At 64.5% G+C, this 14642-nt stretch carries 15 protein-coding genes; 1 reads left to right on the forward strand and 14 read right to left on the reverse strand.

The window, feature by feature from the left end; all coding sequences use genetic code 11:
• Positions 1-2: 2 nt before the first annotated feature.
• The 14 genes from BM190_RS15680 to BM190_RS15745 form a co-directional block, all read right to left on the reverse strand.
• Positions 3-1649: an FGGY-family carbohydrate kinase gene (locus BM190_RS15680; RefSeq protein WP_092256276.1), complete on the reverse strand. Its 1647-nt coding sequence runs from the start codon at positions 1647-1649 to the stop codon at positions 3-5.
• 40 nt (positions 1650-1689) lie between these two features.
• A complete protein-coding gene (locus BM190_RS15685; RefSeq protein ID WP_018315926.1) occupies positions 1690-2463 on the reverse strand; it encodes an SDR family NAD(P)-dependent oxidoreductase in 774 nt (257 codons plus the stop codon).
• A gap of 20 nt (positions 2464-2483) precedes the next feature.
• A complete protein-coding gene (locus BM190_RS15690) occupies positions 2484-3491 on the reverse strand; it encodes an ABC transporter ATP-binding protein (protein WP_018315925.1) in 1008 nt (335 codons plus the stop codon).
• Positions 3492-3506: 15 nt separating this feature from the next.
• Positions 3507-4337: a carbohydrate ABC transporter permease gene (locus BM190_RS15695; RefSeq protein WP_092256278.1), complete on the reverse strand. Its 831-nt coding sequence runs from the start codon at positions 4335-4337 to the stop codon at positions 3507-3509.
• 3 nt (positions 4338-4340) lie between these two features.
• Positions 4341-5213, reverse strand: a complete 873-nt coding sequence (locus BM190_RS15700; protein ID WP_092256883.1) for a carbohydrate ABC transporter permease — start codon at positions 5211-5213, stop codon at positions 4341-4343.
• A gap of 85 nt (positions 5214-5298) precedes the next feature.
• A complete protein-coding gene (locus tag BM190_RS15705; RefSeq protein WP_092256886.1) occupies positions 5299-6612 on the reverse strand; it encodes an ABC transporter substrate-binding protein in 1314 nt (437 codons plus the stop codon).
• A gap of 326 nt (positions 6613-6938) precedes the next feature.
• On the reverse strand, positions 6939-7889 hold the full coding sequence (locus BM190_RS15710; protein ID WP_092256280.1) for a sugar-binding transcriptional regulator: 951 nt from the start codon (positions 7887-7889) through the stop codon (positions 6939-6941).
• Positions 7890-7896: 7 nt separating this feature from the next.
• Positions 7897-8559 (reverse strand): HAD family hydrolase, encoded by a 663-nt coding sequence (locus BM190_RS15715; protein ID WP_092256282.1) that lies wholly within the window; start codon positions 8557-8559, stop codon positions 7897-7899.
• 72 nt (positions 8560-8631) lie between these two features.
• Positions 8632-10548, reverse strand: a complete 1917-nt coding sequence (locus tag BM190_RS15720) for a nitric oxide reductase activation protein NorD (protein ID WP_092256284.1) — start codon at positions 10546-10548, stop codon at positions 8632-8634.
• A 10-nt stretch (positions 10549-10558) separates the two neighbouring features.
• Positions 10559-11368, reverse strand: coding sequence for a CbbQ/NirQ/NorQ/GpvN family protein (locus tag BM190_RS15725; protein ID WP_092256286.1), 810 nt, complete (start codon positions 11366-11368; stop codon positions 10559-10561).
• A gap of 63 nt (positions 11369-11431) precedes the next feature.
• Complete coding sequence (locus tag BM190_RS15730; protein ID WP_092256289.1) at positions 11432-12778, reverse strand: cbb3-type cytochrome c oxidase subunit I; 1347 nt, start codon at positions 12776-12778, stop codon at positions 11432-11434.
• A gap of 99 nt (positions 12779-12877) precedes the next feature.
• The gene (locus tag BM190_RS15735; protein WP_018315916.1) at positions 12878-13330 is read right to left on the reverse strand and encodes a c-type cytochrome; all 453 of its coding nucleotides are present in this window, start codon (positions 13328-13330) and stop codon (positions 12878-12880) included.
• 114 nt (positions 13331-13444) lie between these two features.
• The gene (locus tag BM190_RS15740) at positions 13445-13705 is read right to left on the reverse strand and encodes a cytochrome C oxidase subunit IV family protein (protein WP_177237115.1); all 261 of its coding nucleotides are present in this window, start codon (positions 13703-13705) and stop codon (positions 13445-13447) included.
• Entirely contained in the window at positions 13705-14283 is a 579-nt protein-coding gene (locus BM190_RS15745) for a cytochrome c oxidase subunit 3 family protein (protein ID WP_092256294.1), read from the reverse strand. Before BM190_RS15745 ends, BM190_RS15740 begins: the two co-directional genes overlap by 1 nt.
• A 173-nt stretch (positions 14284-14456) precedes the next feature.
• Here BM190_RS15745 and BM190_RS40430 point away from each other — a divergent pair, with 173 nt between their 5' ends.
• A complete protein-coding gene (locus tag BM190_RS40430; protein WP_092256296.1) occupies positions 14457-14624 on the forward strand; it encodes a hypothetical protein in 168 nt (55 codons plus the stop codon).
• Positions 14625-14642: the final 18 nt, after the last annotated feature.

Below are 14642 nucleotides of genomic sequence, written 5' to 3' on the forward strand. Positions count from 1 at the left end.
CTTCAACCTCTCGCGATGTCGGCCATCGCCGCGCGGCTGCCGCGATCGACGTCGCGCAGGAGCTTATAGACCTCGCGCTTGCGGGCGTGAAACGCGGCCATGTCGGGCGCAGTCGGCTCGCTCTTCCGTCCCAGCGCCGACATTTTTGCCATGGTCTCGCCGATCGAGGCATAGGCGCCGCCGGCCACCGCCCCCAGCATCGCAGCCCCCAGGAGCACCGGCTCCCTGGTCTGCGGCAGCGCGACGGTGAGGTCCGTCGTATCCGCCATGATCTGCCGCACCAACGGGCTGCGGCTCGCACCGCCCCCCATGATCATGATACTGGAGCGAACGCCATGCGCGGCAAATGCCTCGATCACCTCGGCGAGCCCATAAGCGAGTCCGCACAGGCCGGCGACGAACAGCCGCTCCATCGCGGCGATGTCGGTGTCGAGATCGAGGCCCGCGATCACCGCGCGCGTATCGGGGTCGGCGTACGGCGAGCGGTTGCCGATAAATTCGGGCAGAACATGGATGTCACGGGCGAGCAGCGCGGCACGGCTGGCGCTGCCTGCGCGCGCGATGATACGGCGCTCGAGGAAGTCGATGAGGTCGAGACCCTCGCTGCGCGCCGCCGCGCTCGCCTCGGTATGGCCGGGATGCGATTTGAGGAGATGGTCGATTGCCGCGCCCGCGGCCGACTGGCCGCCCTCGTTAAGCCAGAAATCAGGAACCATGCCGGAGTAATAAGGTCCCCACACGCCGGGCACGAAGCACGGCTCTGTCGTCGTCGCCATGATGCAGGCCGACGTTCCCATGATGTAGGCAAGCCGGTCACTGACATCGCTCGCCCCGCCCGATCCGTCGCGGCCGCCGATCGCACCGATGCCGCCGGCATGCGCATCGATCAGCGACGCGCCGACCGGTATGCCCGGCGACAAGCCGAGCTCGGCAGCGGCCGTGGCGGTGAGCCCCGCGCCGAGCCGCGTGCCGGGGGCGACGATCTCGGTGCCGATGCGGGCGTATTTCTCGTTGACGAAGTCGGACAGGCCAATGCGCTTGAAGAATTGCGCGCTCCAGCCGCCGCCGTCATGGGCGAGATAGTTCCATTTGCAGGTGACGGTGCAGGTCGAGCGCTGGAGCGATCCCGTCGCGCGCCAGGTCAGATAATCCGCGAGGTCGAAGAAGTGACCGGCGGCGTCGAAGCTCGCGCGCAGATGCCGCTTCAGCCATAATAACTTCGGCATCTCCATCTCGGGCGAGATCGAGCCGCCGACATAGCGCAGCACGGCGTCCTCAGTCTCGTTGATCAGCCGCGCCTCGGCGATGGCGCGATGATCCATCCAGACGATGACATTGCGTTGCTTGTCGCCGGATGCACTGACGGTGAGCGGCTCGCCCTGCCGGCCGAGGACAACCAGCGAACACGTCGCGTCGAAACCGATGCCACCGACACTGTCGGGCGCGATGGCGGCTTCCGCCATTGCACCCCGCACCGACGTCGCGCAGGCCTCCCAGATGTCCTGGGACGATTGCTCGACGATATCGCCGGCCTCATGCCAGATCCGGATCGGATGCCGGGCGGAGGCCAAAAGCGTGCCGGCCTCGTCAAACACTCCGGCCCGCGTGCTGGTGGTCCCCACGTCGACGCCGATATACGCTCGCGGCATTGTCGCTCCCGGTCGCTTTCCGTCAGCTTTGACGGTGAACCTACCAGCAAGTATAGCCGCCATCCACCAGCACGATGCTGCCGGTCATCAGGCTCGCCGCTTCGGAGCTCAGGAACAACACGACCGAGGCGATCTCCTCGACCTGCCCCATCCGTGCCATCGGGGTTCCACCGATCCAGGCGTCATACATCTTGGCGTTGCTCTTCACGAAGGCGTTGAGCGGGGTCTCGATATAGGTCGGCGCCACCGCATTGACGCGGATGCCGCGCGCGCCCCATTCGGCGGCCAGCGATTTGGTCAAATGATGCACCCCCGCCTTGGAGGCATTGTAGAAGCACTGCTCCTGCGGCTTGTTGACGATGAAGCCGGACATCGAGCCGACATTGACGATGGCGCCGCTCCCGGCCTTGAGCATGTGCTTGCCGAATTCGCGGCAGCACCAGAAGGTGCCGTTGAGATTGACGTCGATGACGTTGAGCCAGTGCTCGTCGGTAACGGTCTCCGCCGGGGTTTCGCTGCGGGCGATGCCGGCATTGTTGACGAGGATGTCGACCTTGCCGTGGCGGGCGACGAGGTCGTTCGCGACCTCCGCCACGCGCTTGGTGTCGGTCACGTCCATGATCGCGGTCTCCACGTCAAAGCCCTTCGCCTTCAGGCTGGCCTTGGCGCTGTCGGCGACCTTGCTGTCGCGGTCGCCGATGATGACCCTGGCGCCGGCTTCGGCCAGCGCTTCCGCGCAGCCAAGGCCGATGCCCTGCCCGCCGCCAGTGATGAACGCGGTCTTGCCGTTCAGCTTGAATTTTTCCAGGTACATGGTGGTCTTCCCGTTTCTTGTTAGTTCCGAAGCGCGTTACCGCCGTCGTCGAAGCGATGGATGCGCGCGGGGTCCGGCACCAGCGACACGCGGTCGCCGGCATGCAGGCTCAGCTCGCCGATGTAACGTGCAGTCAGCATGCCGAGCGGACCGGCATCGACGTAAAGGAAGGTGTCGCTGCCAAGATGCTCGGCCACCGCGATGGTCCCCTGCCAGCCTCCGGTGCCATCGCGGTCAATCTTGAGGTGCTCCGGCCGGACGCCGATGGTGGCCGCACCACGTTGCAGGGCGAGCTCGCCGGTGACGAAATTCATCTTGGGCGAACCTATGAAGCCGGCAACGAAGAGATTGGCCGGCCGCTCGTAGAGCTCCAGCGGCGAGCCATATTGCTCGATCTTGCCGCCGTTGAGCACGACGATCTTGTCGGCCATGGTCATGGCTTCGACCTGGTCGTGTGTCACGTAGATCGCGGTGGTGCCGAGCTGCTTCTGCAGCCGCGTCACCTCGATGCGCATCTGCACGCGCAGCGCCGCATCGAGGTTGGAGAGCGGCTCGTCGAACAGGAAGGCCTTGGGCTCGCGCACGATGGCGCGGCCGATCGCGACGCGCTGGCGCTGGCCGCCGGAAAGCTCGCGCGGCTTGCGGTCGAGATAGGGCGTGAGGTTCAGCGTCGCGGCGGCCGCCTCGACCTTGCGGTTGATCTCGTCCTTGGCGAGGCCCGCCATCTTCAGGCCGAAGCCGATATTGCCGCGCACGCTCATATGCGGATAGAGGGCGTAGGACTGGAACACCATCGAGAGACCGCGCTTGGCCGGCGGCGTATCGACGACGTTCTTGCCGTCGATCAGGATCTTGCCGCCAGAGACGTCTTCGAGCCCTGCGATAAGCCGCAAGAGCGTGGTCTTGCCGCAGCCGGAGGGGCCCACGAACACCACGAAGGAGCCGTCGGCGATGTCGAGGTCGGCGCCCTTGATGATGTGCACCGGGCCGAAGGATTTCTGCACGCCCTGAAGTGTGATCTGACCCATGATCCGGCAGCCCCTCTACTTCACCGCGCCGAAGGTGAGCCCGCGCACGAGCTGCTTCTGGCTGAACCAACCGAGGACGAGAATGGGCGCGATCGCCAGCGTCGAGGCCGCCGACAGCTTTGCCCAGAACAGCCCTTCCGGGCTCGAATAGGAGGCGATGAACGTGGTGAGCGGCGCCGCGTTCGACGTCGACAGATTGAGCGTCCAGAACGCCTCGTTCCAGGCCAGGATCAAATTGAGCAGCATGGTCGAGGCCAGGCCCGGGATCGCCATCGGCGTCAAGACATAGACGAGCTCGCGGCCGATGGTGGCGCCGTCCATGCGGGCGGCTTCAAGGATGTCGCGCGGGATCTCCTTGAAATAGGTGAACAGCATCCAGATCACGATCGGCAGGTTTCCGAGGCACAGGATGAAGACGAGGCCGATGCGGGAATCGAGCAGGCCGAAGGACTTGAAGATCAGGTAGATCGGCACCAGCACGCCGACCGGCGGCATCATCTTGGTTGAGAGCATCCAGAGCAGGATGTCCTTGGTGCGCTTGGTCGGCGAGAACGCCATCGACCAGGCCGCGGGGATCGCGATCAGAAGCGCAATCAGCGTCGAGCCGCCTGCGATGATGACCGAGTTCATGGCGTGGTGGAAATAGTCGCTGCGCTCCTGCACGGTCGCATAGTTTTCGGTGGTCCAGTGGAAGAACAGGAAGGATGGCGGGATGGCGAAGGCCTCTAGCTCGGTCTTGAAGCTCGCCAGCACCATCCAGAGGATCGGGAAGAAGATCAGGAAGCCGAACAGCCAGGCCACCGCCGTCGATATCACCACCCGCCGCGTCGTCGCCATCCGTGCCATGCTTCAAGCCTCCAGATTGCGGCCGACGATGCGGACGAGGAAGAAGGCGACGACGTTGGCGATCACGACAGCAACGAGGCCGCCTGCGGAGGCGCTGCCAACGTCGAACTGGATCAGCGCCTGCGAATAGATCAGGAAGGCGATGTTGGTGGTCGACAGTCCCGGGCCACCCCCCGTGGTGACATAAATTTCCGCAAAGACCGTGAGCAGGAAGATCGTCTCGATCAGGATCACCACGGTGATGGGCCGCGCCAAGTGCGGCAGCGTGATGTAGATGAAGGTCGAGACGGCGCTGGCGCCGTCCATCTCGGCGGCTTCCTTCTGCTCCTCGTCGAGCGATTGCAGCGCGGTCAGCAGGATCAGCGTCGCGAAGGGCAGCCATTGCCACGTCACGATCAGGATGACGGCAAACAGCGGAACGTCGTTGAACCAGTCGATCGGCGTCAGATGGAACAGCGAGGCGAGCCAGGCGAACAGGCCGGACACCGGATGCATCAGCAAATTCTTCCAGACCAGCGCGCTCACCGTCGGCATCACGAAGAACGGCGCGATCACCATCAGCCGGACGAAATTGCGTCCGATCACCGGCTGGTCCATCAGCAGTGCCAGCGGAATCCCGAGCAGGATCGTCAGCGCCAGTACCGAGCCGACCAGCACCAGCGTGTTCTGGAGCGAGGCCAGGAAGGCGGGATCGGTGAGGAAGTAGCGGAAGTTCTCCAGCCCGATGAATGATTCCGAGCCGGGATCGAGCAGGCTGTAATGCAGCGTCGAGAAATAGATCGTCAGCGCCAGCGGGACGATCATCCAGATGAACAGCAGCCCGACGGCCGGCGTCAGGAGCGAGCGCGCAAGGGTCTGCGTCTGCCGGGTTGCCATCAACGCTTCTCCGCTGGCGGGAAGAAGGCGGCCATCCATGACGCTGGATGGCCGCTAGTCTGAGCTCAGGAGGAAGAGCTCGGGTTCACTTGATGTAGCCGGCGCGCTTCATCTCGCGCTCGGTTGCCGATTGCGCCGCGCTGAGCGCGGCATCGACGGTCATCGAACCCGCAAGCGCGGCGGAGAATTGCTGGCCAACCTGGGTGCCGATGCCCTGGAATTCGGGGATCGCAGCGTATTGCACGCCGACATAAGGCACCGGCTTCACCGTCGGCTTGTTCGGATCGGCCGCATCGATCGAGGCCAGCGTCAGTTTTGCGAAGGGTGCGACCTTCAGATATTCATCGTTCTTGTAAAGCGAGGTGCGCGTGCCCGGCGGCACGTTGGCCCAGCCCTCCTTCGATGCCACGAGCTTGGTGTAGTCCTTGCTCGTCGCCCAGGCGATGAACTTCTCGGCGGCTTCCATCTTCTTGGAGCCGGCGGGGATCGCAAGATTCCAGGCCCACAGCCAGTTGGCGTTCTTGCCGAGCCCGGTGTTGGGCGCGAGCGCGAAACCGACCTTGTCGGCGACCTTGGAATCCTTCGGATTGGTGACGAAGGACGCCGCCACCGTGGCGTCGATCCACATCGCGCATTTGCCGGCGTTGAACAGCGCCAGGTTCTCGTTGAAGCCGTTGGAACTCGCGCCGGGAGGGCCGGCTTCCTTCATCAGATTGACATAGGTCGTGAGCGTCGTCTTCCATTCCGGCGTGTTGAACTGCGGTTCCCACTTCTCATCGAACCAGCGCGCACCGTAGGAATTGGCCATGGCCGAGAGGAACGCCATGTTCTCGCCCCAGCCGGCCTTGCCGCGCAGGCAGATGCCGTAGGTGCCGGCGCTCTTGTCGGTGAGCTTCTTGGCGGCGTCGATCACGAAATCCCAGGCCGGCTTTTCCGGCATCTTCAGGCCGGCCTTCTCGAACAGATCGGTGCGATACATCACCATCGAGCTTTCGCCGTAGAACGGCGCGGCATAGAGCTTGCCGTCGACGGAAACCGCATCCTTGATCTTGGGCAGGAGGTCGGCGACGTCGTAATCGCCGCCGAGATTGGCGAGCGGCACCAGCCAGCCCTTCTTGGCCCAGATCGGCACCTCATAGGTGCCGATGGTGAGAACGTCGAACTGACCGCCCTTGGTGGCGATGTCGGTGGTGACGCGCTGGCGCAGCACGTTCTCCTCCAACGTCACCCATTTGACGGTGATATCGGGGTACTTCTTGGTGAATTCAGCCGTCAGCCCCTGCATGCGGATCATGTCGCCATTGTTGACGGTGGCGATCGTCAGGGTCGTTTCGGCCATCGCGGGGACGGCCAGCAACAGAACAGACGCGCCACAGACGGCGCCCAAGACATGTTTCACGGTGACCTCCCTCAAACTCGCGTTTTGAGCATATGCCCACGCGTTGGGCGTATGTTCAACGCAAGGAAGGAGGATTGTCAAGCAGGCGCAGAGCCGTTTGCGCAACTTATGAGTGCTGCGGTGCGGAAGGGGTTGCGAGCGAATGGAAGAGGTTGGCGCGGCTTGTCCACCTCTCCCGCTTGCGGGAGAGGTCGGATCGCATCGAAGATGCGATACGGGTGAGGGCTTTCACCTCTTGGGGAGTCTTCCCAGCGGAAAGACCCTCTCCCCACCCCTCTCCCGCAAGCGGGAGAGGGAGCCGAGTCCCGCAGCCGCGCCAGTTCGCCCTACCGCTCCAAAATCGCCTGCGCGGTCGTCTCGTCGGTGATCAGGCCGCTGATTAGCCGCCCATTCAATGCCGCCGCGATGGCCGGCACCTTGGCCACACCGACCGCGGCGGCAATCGTCGTGGTCTTCGCCGGCACTTCGGGCGGGATGCTGGTGAGGCGCTTGTTGGTGCCGGCCTTGAGCAGGCGGCCCTTGGAATCATAGGCCCAGCCGGTGATCTCGCCGATGGCACCCAGCCGCATCATCTCGAACAATTCGTCACGGGTGACGAAACCGTCGACATGCACCTGCGCCTTCTGGTCCATCTGGCCGATGCCGACGAGACGCAAGTCCGCCTTGGCCGCGACCGCCTTCACCTTGGCGATCGGCTCGATGCGGACCATCTTGTTGCGCTCGTCCTCGGACGACATCAGGAACGGCAGCGGCATCGGATAGTGCCGCGCACCGGTGCGGTCGGCGAGCCGGCCGACGGTGTCATAGAAGCTCGCCGAACCATCGGCGGAGATGTTGCCGACCAGTGAGACGATCTGGTGATTGGGCCGGTCGATCGGCGTGACGCGCTCGACTGCGGCGCGCACTGCACGGCCGGTGCCGAGCGCGACGATCACCGGCGTCTCCGAACGCAGCGTCGCATCGAGCAGATTGGCGCAGCGTTCGGCGATGCCGGAAGTAGCCTGCGGCGCCGCCGGATCGGCCGGCACCACCTCGCAGTGAGCGAGATCGAAACGCTCCTTCAAGCGCGCCGCAAGCTCCATGCAGGCGGCGATGGGGTGTTCGAGCCGGAAGGTGATGAGACGCTCGGCTAGGCACAACGAGACCAGCCGCTGCGCCGACGCCCGCGAGACCTGGAGCATCTTTGCGATCTCGTCCTGGGTGTGACCGGCGATGAAATACAGCCAGCCGGCGCGCGCGGCGTCGTCAAGTCGGGATTTGTCGTTCTCGGCGGCCATGCGGGCCTCACGCCTCCCAGAAATCGCTCATGCGCGCAAAGACCCGGTCGGCCCCCGCCTCGGACAATATAGCCCGGCCGTCGCGACCGCGATAATGGTTGCCGCCGACAAATCCCCAGACCGTCATGCCGGCCGCCTTGCCCGCCTGCACGCCGCTGACGCTGTCCTCGATCACCAGGGTACGCGCAGGTTGCGCGCCCATCTTCTCGGCCGCAAGGAGAAAGAGATCGGGCGCCGGCTTGCCATTCCTGACCATTTGCGCGGTATAGATCCGCTCGCCGAAATGCGCCCGCAAGTTCGTGACGTCGAGAGAGAGCGAGACGCGGTCGATGTCGCTCGACGACGCCACGCAAAACGGCATTCGCAGGTCGGACATGATGGCGGCAACGCCGGGGATCGGCCGGAGTGAGCCCGCGAACGTCGCCAGCACATGCGACTTCAGGCGCGGCAGAAAGCCATCCGGCACGATCTGCCCGAGATCACGATAATGCTGCTCGATCGCCTTGGTGCTGCGCCCGAGAAAAAGCTCGAGCGCCTGCGTCTGGGTGAGCGCAATGCCGAATTCGGCCAGCACCTCGGACAGACACTGGCAGCTCAAAAGCTCGCTGTCGACGAGTACGCCGTCGCAGTCGAAGATGATCAGGTCGGGTTTTGACCGGAAGTCGTCCATCCGGCCATTCGATCATATACCCAGCTGATGAGCAATAGTTCGAGGGGGAAGCGTCGCCGCGGGCTTCCCCTGTTAGTGCGCGACCTGCCGGTAGATCGCCGGCAGCGCCGCGGGCAGCCGCTTGATGTTGCCGACGATGGCATAGCCGCCGGGCCCGAACAGGGTCGGGAAATAGGATTGCGCGGTTGCGTCCACCGTGACGCCGAAGGCGGCGATGCCGAGCCGGCGCGCCTCTTGCACCGACTTGCGGGTGTCTTCGAGCGCGAAGCGGCCCTCGTAATGGTCGACGTCGTTCGGCTTGCCGTCGGTGAGGACGAGCAGCAGCTTCTTGCGCTGCGGCTGGCGGGCGAGCTCGGCTGCGGCGTGGCGCACCGCCGCGCCGATCCGCGTGTAATAGCCCGGCTTCAGCGCGCCGATGCGGCGCTCGACCGTCCCGCTCATCGGCTCACCAAAGGCCTTAACCGTCTCGAGCCGCACCCAGGACCGCCGACGTGAAGTGAAGGTGAGGATGCTGTGGTGATCGCCGCAGGCCGAAATCCCATGGGCGAGCGCCAGCAGCGCCTCCTTCTCGACGTCGAGCACGCGGTAGCCATCGACCCAAGCGTCCGTGGACAGCGAGACGTCGACGAGCAGCGTGACGGCGAGATCGTGCCCTTGCGGGCGCATCGCGACGTGGATGCGATCGAGACCGCTGCTGCTGCCGGCGCGGAGGTCGCAGCGCGCGCGCACCAGCGCGTCGAGGTCGAGATCGTGTCCGTCGAGCTGGGCGCGCATCAATTCTTGACGCGGCCGCAACACCTCGAAGCGGCGGCGCACCTGGCGGATGTGCCGGCGCATGGCGTCGTCAGGCGTCCAGCTCTCACCGTGCTCGGAGGCCGCACCGGCCAGCACGCGGCAATGATCGGGCAGATAGGTGCCGCTGCGGTAATCCCATTCGGGATAAGTGAGGTCCGCGTTCAATCGCGATGCATCGAGGGCCTCCGGCGGCAGGTCGAGATCGAACTTGAACCGGCTCGCCGGTTTGCCGGTGCGGCGGCTGAGCGTGATCTCCTCGAGATCGTCGGCCGCTTTCTGCGCATCCTCGTCCTCGCTGTCGTCGGCCGGACGGTCGACATTGACCATCTCGGCCATCGCGAGGATCTTCTCGAAGCGGTTGAGCACGAAGGGATCGCGGCGGTTGGCATTGTCCTCGCGCTCGCGGACGGCAAAGCGCTTGCGATTGTCCTGGGCCTCGGGCTCGGCGCCCGGGGCACATTCGTCCTCGCCTGCATGCGCGGGCGAGAGCTCACGCGTCCAGCAATCCCCCCAGAGCGGGCACGGCAGGATCGAGTGATAGCCCGGCGGCGCCTTGTCCGGCAGCGGGCCCGTTCCCATCATCGCCGGCCACAGACTACCCGCAGGCGCCTTGCCGGCGCCGAGCAAGGCCAAGACGATCTGCTCGGCTTCCTGCTCGATGCGCGGCAGGGGGCGACGAGGCCGGGCCTCGGCGGTTGCTGCCGCGAGTTGGGTGTAATCGGCGACGAGCCCAGGGAATTGCGTGAGCACCCAGACCGCGGTCTCACTTGCCCGGCGCAACACCAGAAGATCCCGCCGCAGCGGATCGGCTTCCGTGATCGTCTTGATCGGTGCAGCTGCGAACCATGCCGCAAGCCAGCGATAGAGCGCCGCGTTCAAGGCGCGGTCGGGAAAGATCGAGATCCGATCGGGCAGGAAGATCGTCGCCGCGTCACGGCCCGGCTGCTCGAGGCGCTCGTCACCGAGGCCGATGCGCTGCCGCCAGCCGAGACGGTGCCCCGATTTTCGCGCGCCCGCGCTTGCGATCTGCACCCCGGTCTCGCCGCCGAGCGCGCGGAACATCACCGCGAGCCGGCCTCGCACCTCGGTCAGTGCAACGGCGTGATCATCATGAACCGGATAGCTCGCGGTGCCGCCGACTATCCTGTGCCAAGCGCGGCCGACCGTCTCCTCCAGTTCGAGGAAGTCGAGCATGGGCGCGGCCTCACCCGATGACAGCGCGTGAGACGTCCAGCAGCGCCGCCTTCACGTCGGAATCGTCGGTGAGCGGCTCGATCATGCCGGCCAGCACGGCATCGGCAATCGGCGTGCCCGCGGCAATCAGGGTCGCGCAATAGACCACGAGCCGGGTCGAGACGCCCTCCTCCAGGTCGTGGCCCTTCAGCGCGCGCAGCCGACCAGCCAGCCCCACCAGCGGCCGCACGCGCTCCGGCGACAGTCCGCTTTCGGCGGACACGACGGCGATCTCGTGCTCGGGCGGCAGGAAGCCGAATTCGATGGCGATGAAGCGCTGGCGCGTCGATGGCTTCAGCGCCTTCAGCAGCGTCTGGTAGCCGGGATTGTAAGAGACCACGAGCATGAAGCTGTTCGGCGCCACCAGCTCCTCGCCGGTCCGCTCCAGCGGCAGGATGCGGCGATCGTCGGTCAGAGGATGCAGCACGACGGTGACGTCCTTGCGGGCCTCCACGACCTCGTCGAGATAGCAGATGCCGCCCTCGCGCACCGCGCGCGTCAGGGGACCATCGGTCCACACGGTGTCGCCGCCCCTGAGCAAATAGCGGCCGGTGAGATCGGCGGCAGTGAGGTCGTCATGACAGGCGACGGTGTGAAGCGGCAGGCCCAGCCGCGCCGCCATATGCGCGACGAAGCGGGTCTTGCCGCAGCCGGTCGGCCCCTTGAGCAAAACCGGCAGACGACGCCGCCAGGCATGTTCGAAAAGCTCGCATTCGTTTCCGGATGGAACATAGGCCGGCAGCTCGGGCGCCGAGGTTACCGTGTGAAGGGCAGCTTTCATGATGTCTCTCCGGATTTTCCAGGAAGCAGGCGGCCGCGGCGAACCGCGGCCGCCCTTTCTCGTTTACTCGGCCGGCTGCAGCGCCGCAGGAATGGTCGCCTGCCTCTCGCGGCCCGGCACCAGCACGGCCCAGACGAACATCAGCGCGGAGATCGCGACGAACACGCCGGAGCCGAGCCGGACCCAGTAGAACATCGCGAGCTGGTCCTGGACGTCCATGTAACCCTGGCCGAGCACGCGCTGCAGATGAACCTGGACCACGCCGGCGAAGGTCAGCGCGAAAGTCATGGTCATCATCGCCGTGCACATGATCCAGAAGCTCGTCATGGAGAGCCATTGGTTATAGGGCGCACGTCCCTTGATCTGCGGGATCGCATAGGCCATCACCGACAGGTTCAGCATCACATAGGCGCCGAAGAAGGCGAGATGGCCGTGCGCGGCGGTGACCTGCGTGCCGTGGGTATAGTAGTTCACCGAGGACAGCGTGTGCAGGAAGCCCCACACGCCAGCACCGAGGAACGCCATCACCGAGCAGCCAACCGACCACAACAGCGCAGCGCGATTCGGATGCTTGCGGCCGGCCTTCCAGGTCATCTGCACGGTGAAGATCACCATGGTGAAGAACGGCGCCACCTCGAGCGTGGAGAACAGCGAGCCGATCCACTGCCAGTAGCCGGGCGCGCCGATCCAGTAGAAATGGTGGCCGGTGCCGAGGATGCCCGAGAACAGGGCAAGGCCGATGATGACGTAGAGCCACTTCTCGACGACCTCACGATCGATGCCGTTGAGCTTGATCATGAGATAGGCGAGCACGGAGGCCATGATCAGCTCCCACACGCCCTCGACCCAGAGATGGACGACGTACCACCAGTACATCTTGTCGACGGCAAGGTTCGCCGGGTTGTAAAAGGCGAACAGGAAGAAGATCGCAACGCCCCACAGGCCGAACAACAGGATGTTGGTGACCGTGGTCTTGCGGCCCTTCAGCGCCGTCATCGTGACGTTGAACAGGAACATCAGGCAGACGACGACGATGCCGACCTTGATGATGAAGGGCTGTTCGAGAAACTCTCGGCCCTCGTGGTAGTGGAAGAGATAGCCGACCACGGCGACGCCGGCTGCGCCAAAGAACATCCAGAACTGGATCTTCGCCAGCAGCGGGCTGTAAAGCTCGTTCTCGGTCTCTTCCGGGAGCAGATAGTAGGTCGCGCCCATGAAACCGATCAGCGACCACACGATCAGCGCGTTGGTATGGATCATCCTGACGATGTTGAACGGCAGCAGCGTCGACAGCGTATTGGGTAGGACGTAGATGGTCCCGGCGAGCAGGCCGAACACGACCTGGGCCAGGAACAGGGTCAGCGCGCCATAGAAATACAGCATCGCGACTTTCTGGGTTTGGTACTTCATCTCGGGTTCTCTCTGTCTTGAAAGAGGAAAGCTGTGCGCCTTGCTTGTTGTTTGAGCATGATCTCTTCGGAAAACCGCTTCACACTTTTCCGATCATGCTCAGCCGGCCTTGTTCGGCGGCCAGCTCTGACGCTTGATCGTGCTGGTCCATTGCAGGAAGTCGGCGAGATCGTTGAGTTCCTGGTCGGTGAGGTTGAACTGCGGCATCTGCCGCCGGCCCTCTGCGCCCGAGGGCTGCGATTGCATCCAGGCCTTCAGCGTCTCGCGCGCGGCGGCCGGATCCTCGTTGCCGCCCCAGCGATCCCAGACGTTGCCGACCTCTGGGGCGAAATAGGCGCCCTCGCCCAGCAGCGTGTGGCAGTTGATGCAGGAGTTCTTCTCCCAGACATGCTTGCCGCGGGCGACCGACGACGTCAGCGTCTTCGCGTCGGTCGAGGTCGTCGCCATGTAGTAATGGCTGTGCGCCGTCAGCCCTATGAAAATGGCGAAGAAGAAGGCCGAACCGCCGTAGAAGACATTTCGAGCGGCCGACTTGGTCAGGCGTTCAGCCATTGCCAATCCTTTCCGTTTGATTCCTGAGAAAGATGCGATGCTGCGATTTATTGCCGATTGCCCGGGGGTACTCTTTGACGAAGCGCAAGCAGCGCGACGATGCGCAACCGCCAGTCAGATCAGAGCGACGATGGCGGATGCGAGCCAGGCGAACAGCACCACGATCACAACCCAGGCGCTGATGAGACCGCGCCAAAGCGCGGGCGCTGAGCGAAGATCGAGAAAATCGAGCACGATGCGACGGCCCTTGAGGGCAGCGAACGTCAGCAGCAAGGCATTGGCGAACAAGGGACGCAACACCAGCGGGGGGACCAGAATGGTCGCGAGCGCGAGGCCGATCAACGTGATCCAGGTGATGTCGAGACGATCCGGAATCACGGGTGCACCAGATAGATGATGGGAAACATGACGATCCAGAGCAGATCGACCATGTGCCAGAAAGCGGTTCCGGTCTCGACGCCCGACGCCCGGGCACCCCGGGAAACTACGGCCAGGATGACGATGCCGAGGCCGACATGCAGGAGATGGAAGCCGGTGAGGAGGAAGTAGAGCGTGAAGAACGGGCTGGTCTCCAGGCCGTTTCCTTGCGCGATCTCGCCTGCATATTCGGTCAGCTTGACCGCGATAAAGATGCCGCCAAGGGCCATGGCGCCGAACAGCCAACCGCGCGCGCGCCCTCTTTCGCCCGCCCGTGCAGCAGCCGTCGCCCGCGCGGCGGCCCAGCCACTGGTCACGAGCACGATGGTGTTGAGTCCCGCCAGATGCGCGTCAAGCGTGGCCTGTCCGGCGGCGAAGAGCGCCGGGTGAAGCGCGCGGGCGATGACGAAAGCCCCGAGGAACAGCCCGAAGGCGGCGAGCTCGCTGAAGATGAGCACCCAGATCATGGGATCGCCGGGAAGATCTTCCAGGATTCCCCAACCAGTGCCTTGTTGCTCGCAATCCGTCGCCGACATCTGATTTCCAAATCAAGTCGCCGAACAGATAGTCCACCGGCGCGATTCCGACTTTGTCGCCGGACAAATAGTGCAACCGGCCAGGGACACGTTTGCGCTATCGCAACGTTCCGGCCGCCCCGCCGTCATAGGGTGGACATATAGAGCGGTTCCGCAAAACAGTGAGCGATGAGATGAGCGATGCACAAATCGGGCTGCTGACCGCGACCCCCATCATCATCGTCTTCGCGATCGCCCTGCGGCGAATGGGGGTACTGTCGACCGTGGCAACCGTATCGGCGGTGATCCTCTCCGTTGCGATCGCGACGGTGCTGTTCACGACGCAATCACCGCTGCCGTAGGGTGGGCAAAGCGAAGCG

The sequence above is a fragment of the Bradyrhizobium sp. Rc3b genome, from assembly GCF_900114915.1.
Lineage (GTDB): Bacteria > Pseudomonadota > Alphaproteobacteria > Rhizobiales > Xanthobacteraceae > Bradyrhizobium.

What these genes read in the sequence shown, in the direction of transcription:
- BM190_RS15715 (WP_092256282.1), bottom strand. Translation starts at nt 8,559, where the DNA reads ATGGACGACTTCCGGTCAAAACCCGACCTGATCATCTTCGACTGCGAC.
- BM190_RS15720 (WP_092256284.1), bottom strand. Translation starts at nt 10,548, where the DNA reads ATGCTCGACTTCCTCGAACTGGAGGAGACGGTCGGCCGCGCTTGGCAC.
- BM190_RS40430 (WP_092256296.1), top strand. Translation starts at nt 14,457, where the DNA reads ATGAGCGATGCACAAATCGGGCTGCTGACCGCGACCCCCATCATCATC.
- BM190_RS15725 (WP_092256286.1), bottom strand. Translation starts at nt 11,368, where the DNA reads ATGAAAGCTGCCCTTCACACGGTAACCTCGGCGCCCGAGCTGCCGGCC.
- BM190_RS15710 (WP_092256280.1), bottom strand. Translation starts at nt 7,889, where the DNA reads ATGGCCGCCGAGAACGACAAATCCCGACTTGACGACGCCGCGCGCGCC.
- BM190_RS15695 (WP_092256278.1), bottom strand. Translation starts at nt 4,337, where the DNA reads ATGGCACGGATGGCGACGACGCGGCGGGTGGTGATATCGACGGCGGTG.
- BM190_RS15730 (WP_092256289.1), bottom strand. Translation starts at nt 12,778, where the DNA reads ATGAAGTACCAAACCCAGAAAGTCGCGATGCTGTATTTCTATGGCGCG.
- BM190_RS15685 (WP_018315926.1), bottom strand. Translation starts at nt 2,463, where the DNA reads ATGTACCTGGAAAAATTCAAGCTGAACGGCAAGACCGCGTTCATCACT.
- BM190_RS15690 (WP_018315925.1), bottom strand. Translation starts at nt 3,491, where the DNA reads ATGGGTCAGATCACACTTCAGGGCGTGCAGAAATCCTTCGGCCCGGTG.
- BM190_RS15735 (WP_018315916.1), bottom strand. Translation starts at nt 13,330, where the DNA reads ATGGCTGAACGCCTGACCAAGTCGGCCGCTCGAAATGTCTTCTACGGC.
- BM190_RS15700 (WP_092256883.1), bottom strand. Translation starts at nt 5,213, where the DNA reads ATGGCAACCCGGCAGACGCAGACCCTTGCGCGCTCGCTCCTGACGCCG.
- BM190_RS15680 (WP_092256276.1), bottom strand. Translation starts at nt 1,649, where the DNA reads ATGCCGCGAGCGTATATCGGCGTCGACGTGGGGACCACCAGCACGCGG.
- BM190_RS15745 (WP_092256294.1), bottom strand. Translation starts at nt 14,283, where the DNA reads ATGTCGGCGACGGATTGCGAGCAACAAGGCACTGGTTGGGGAATCCTG.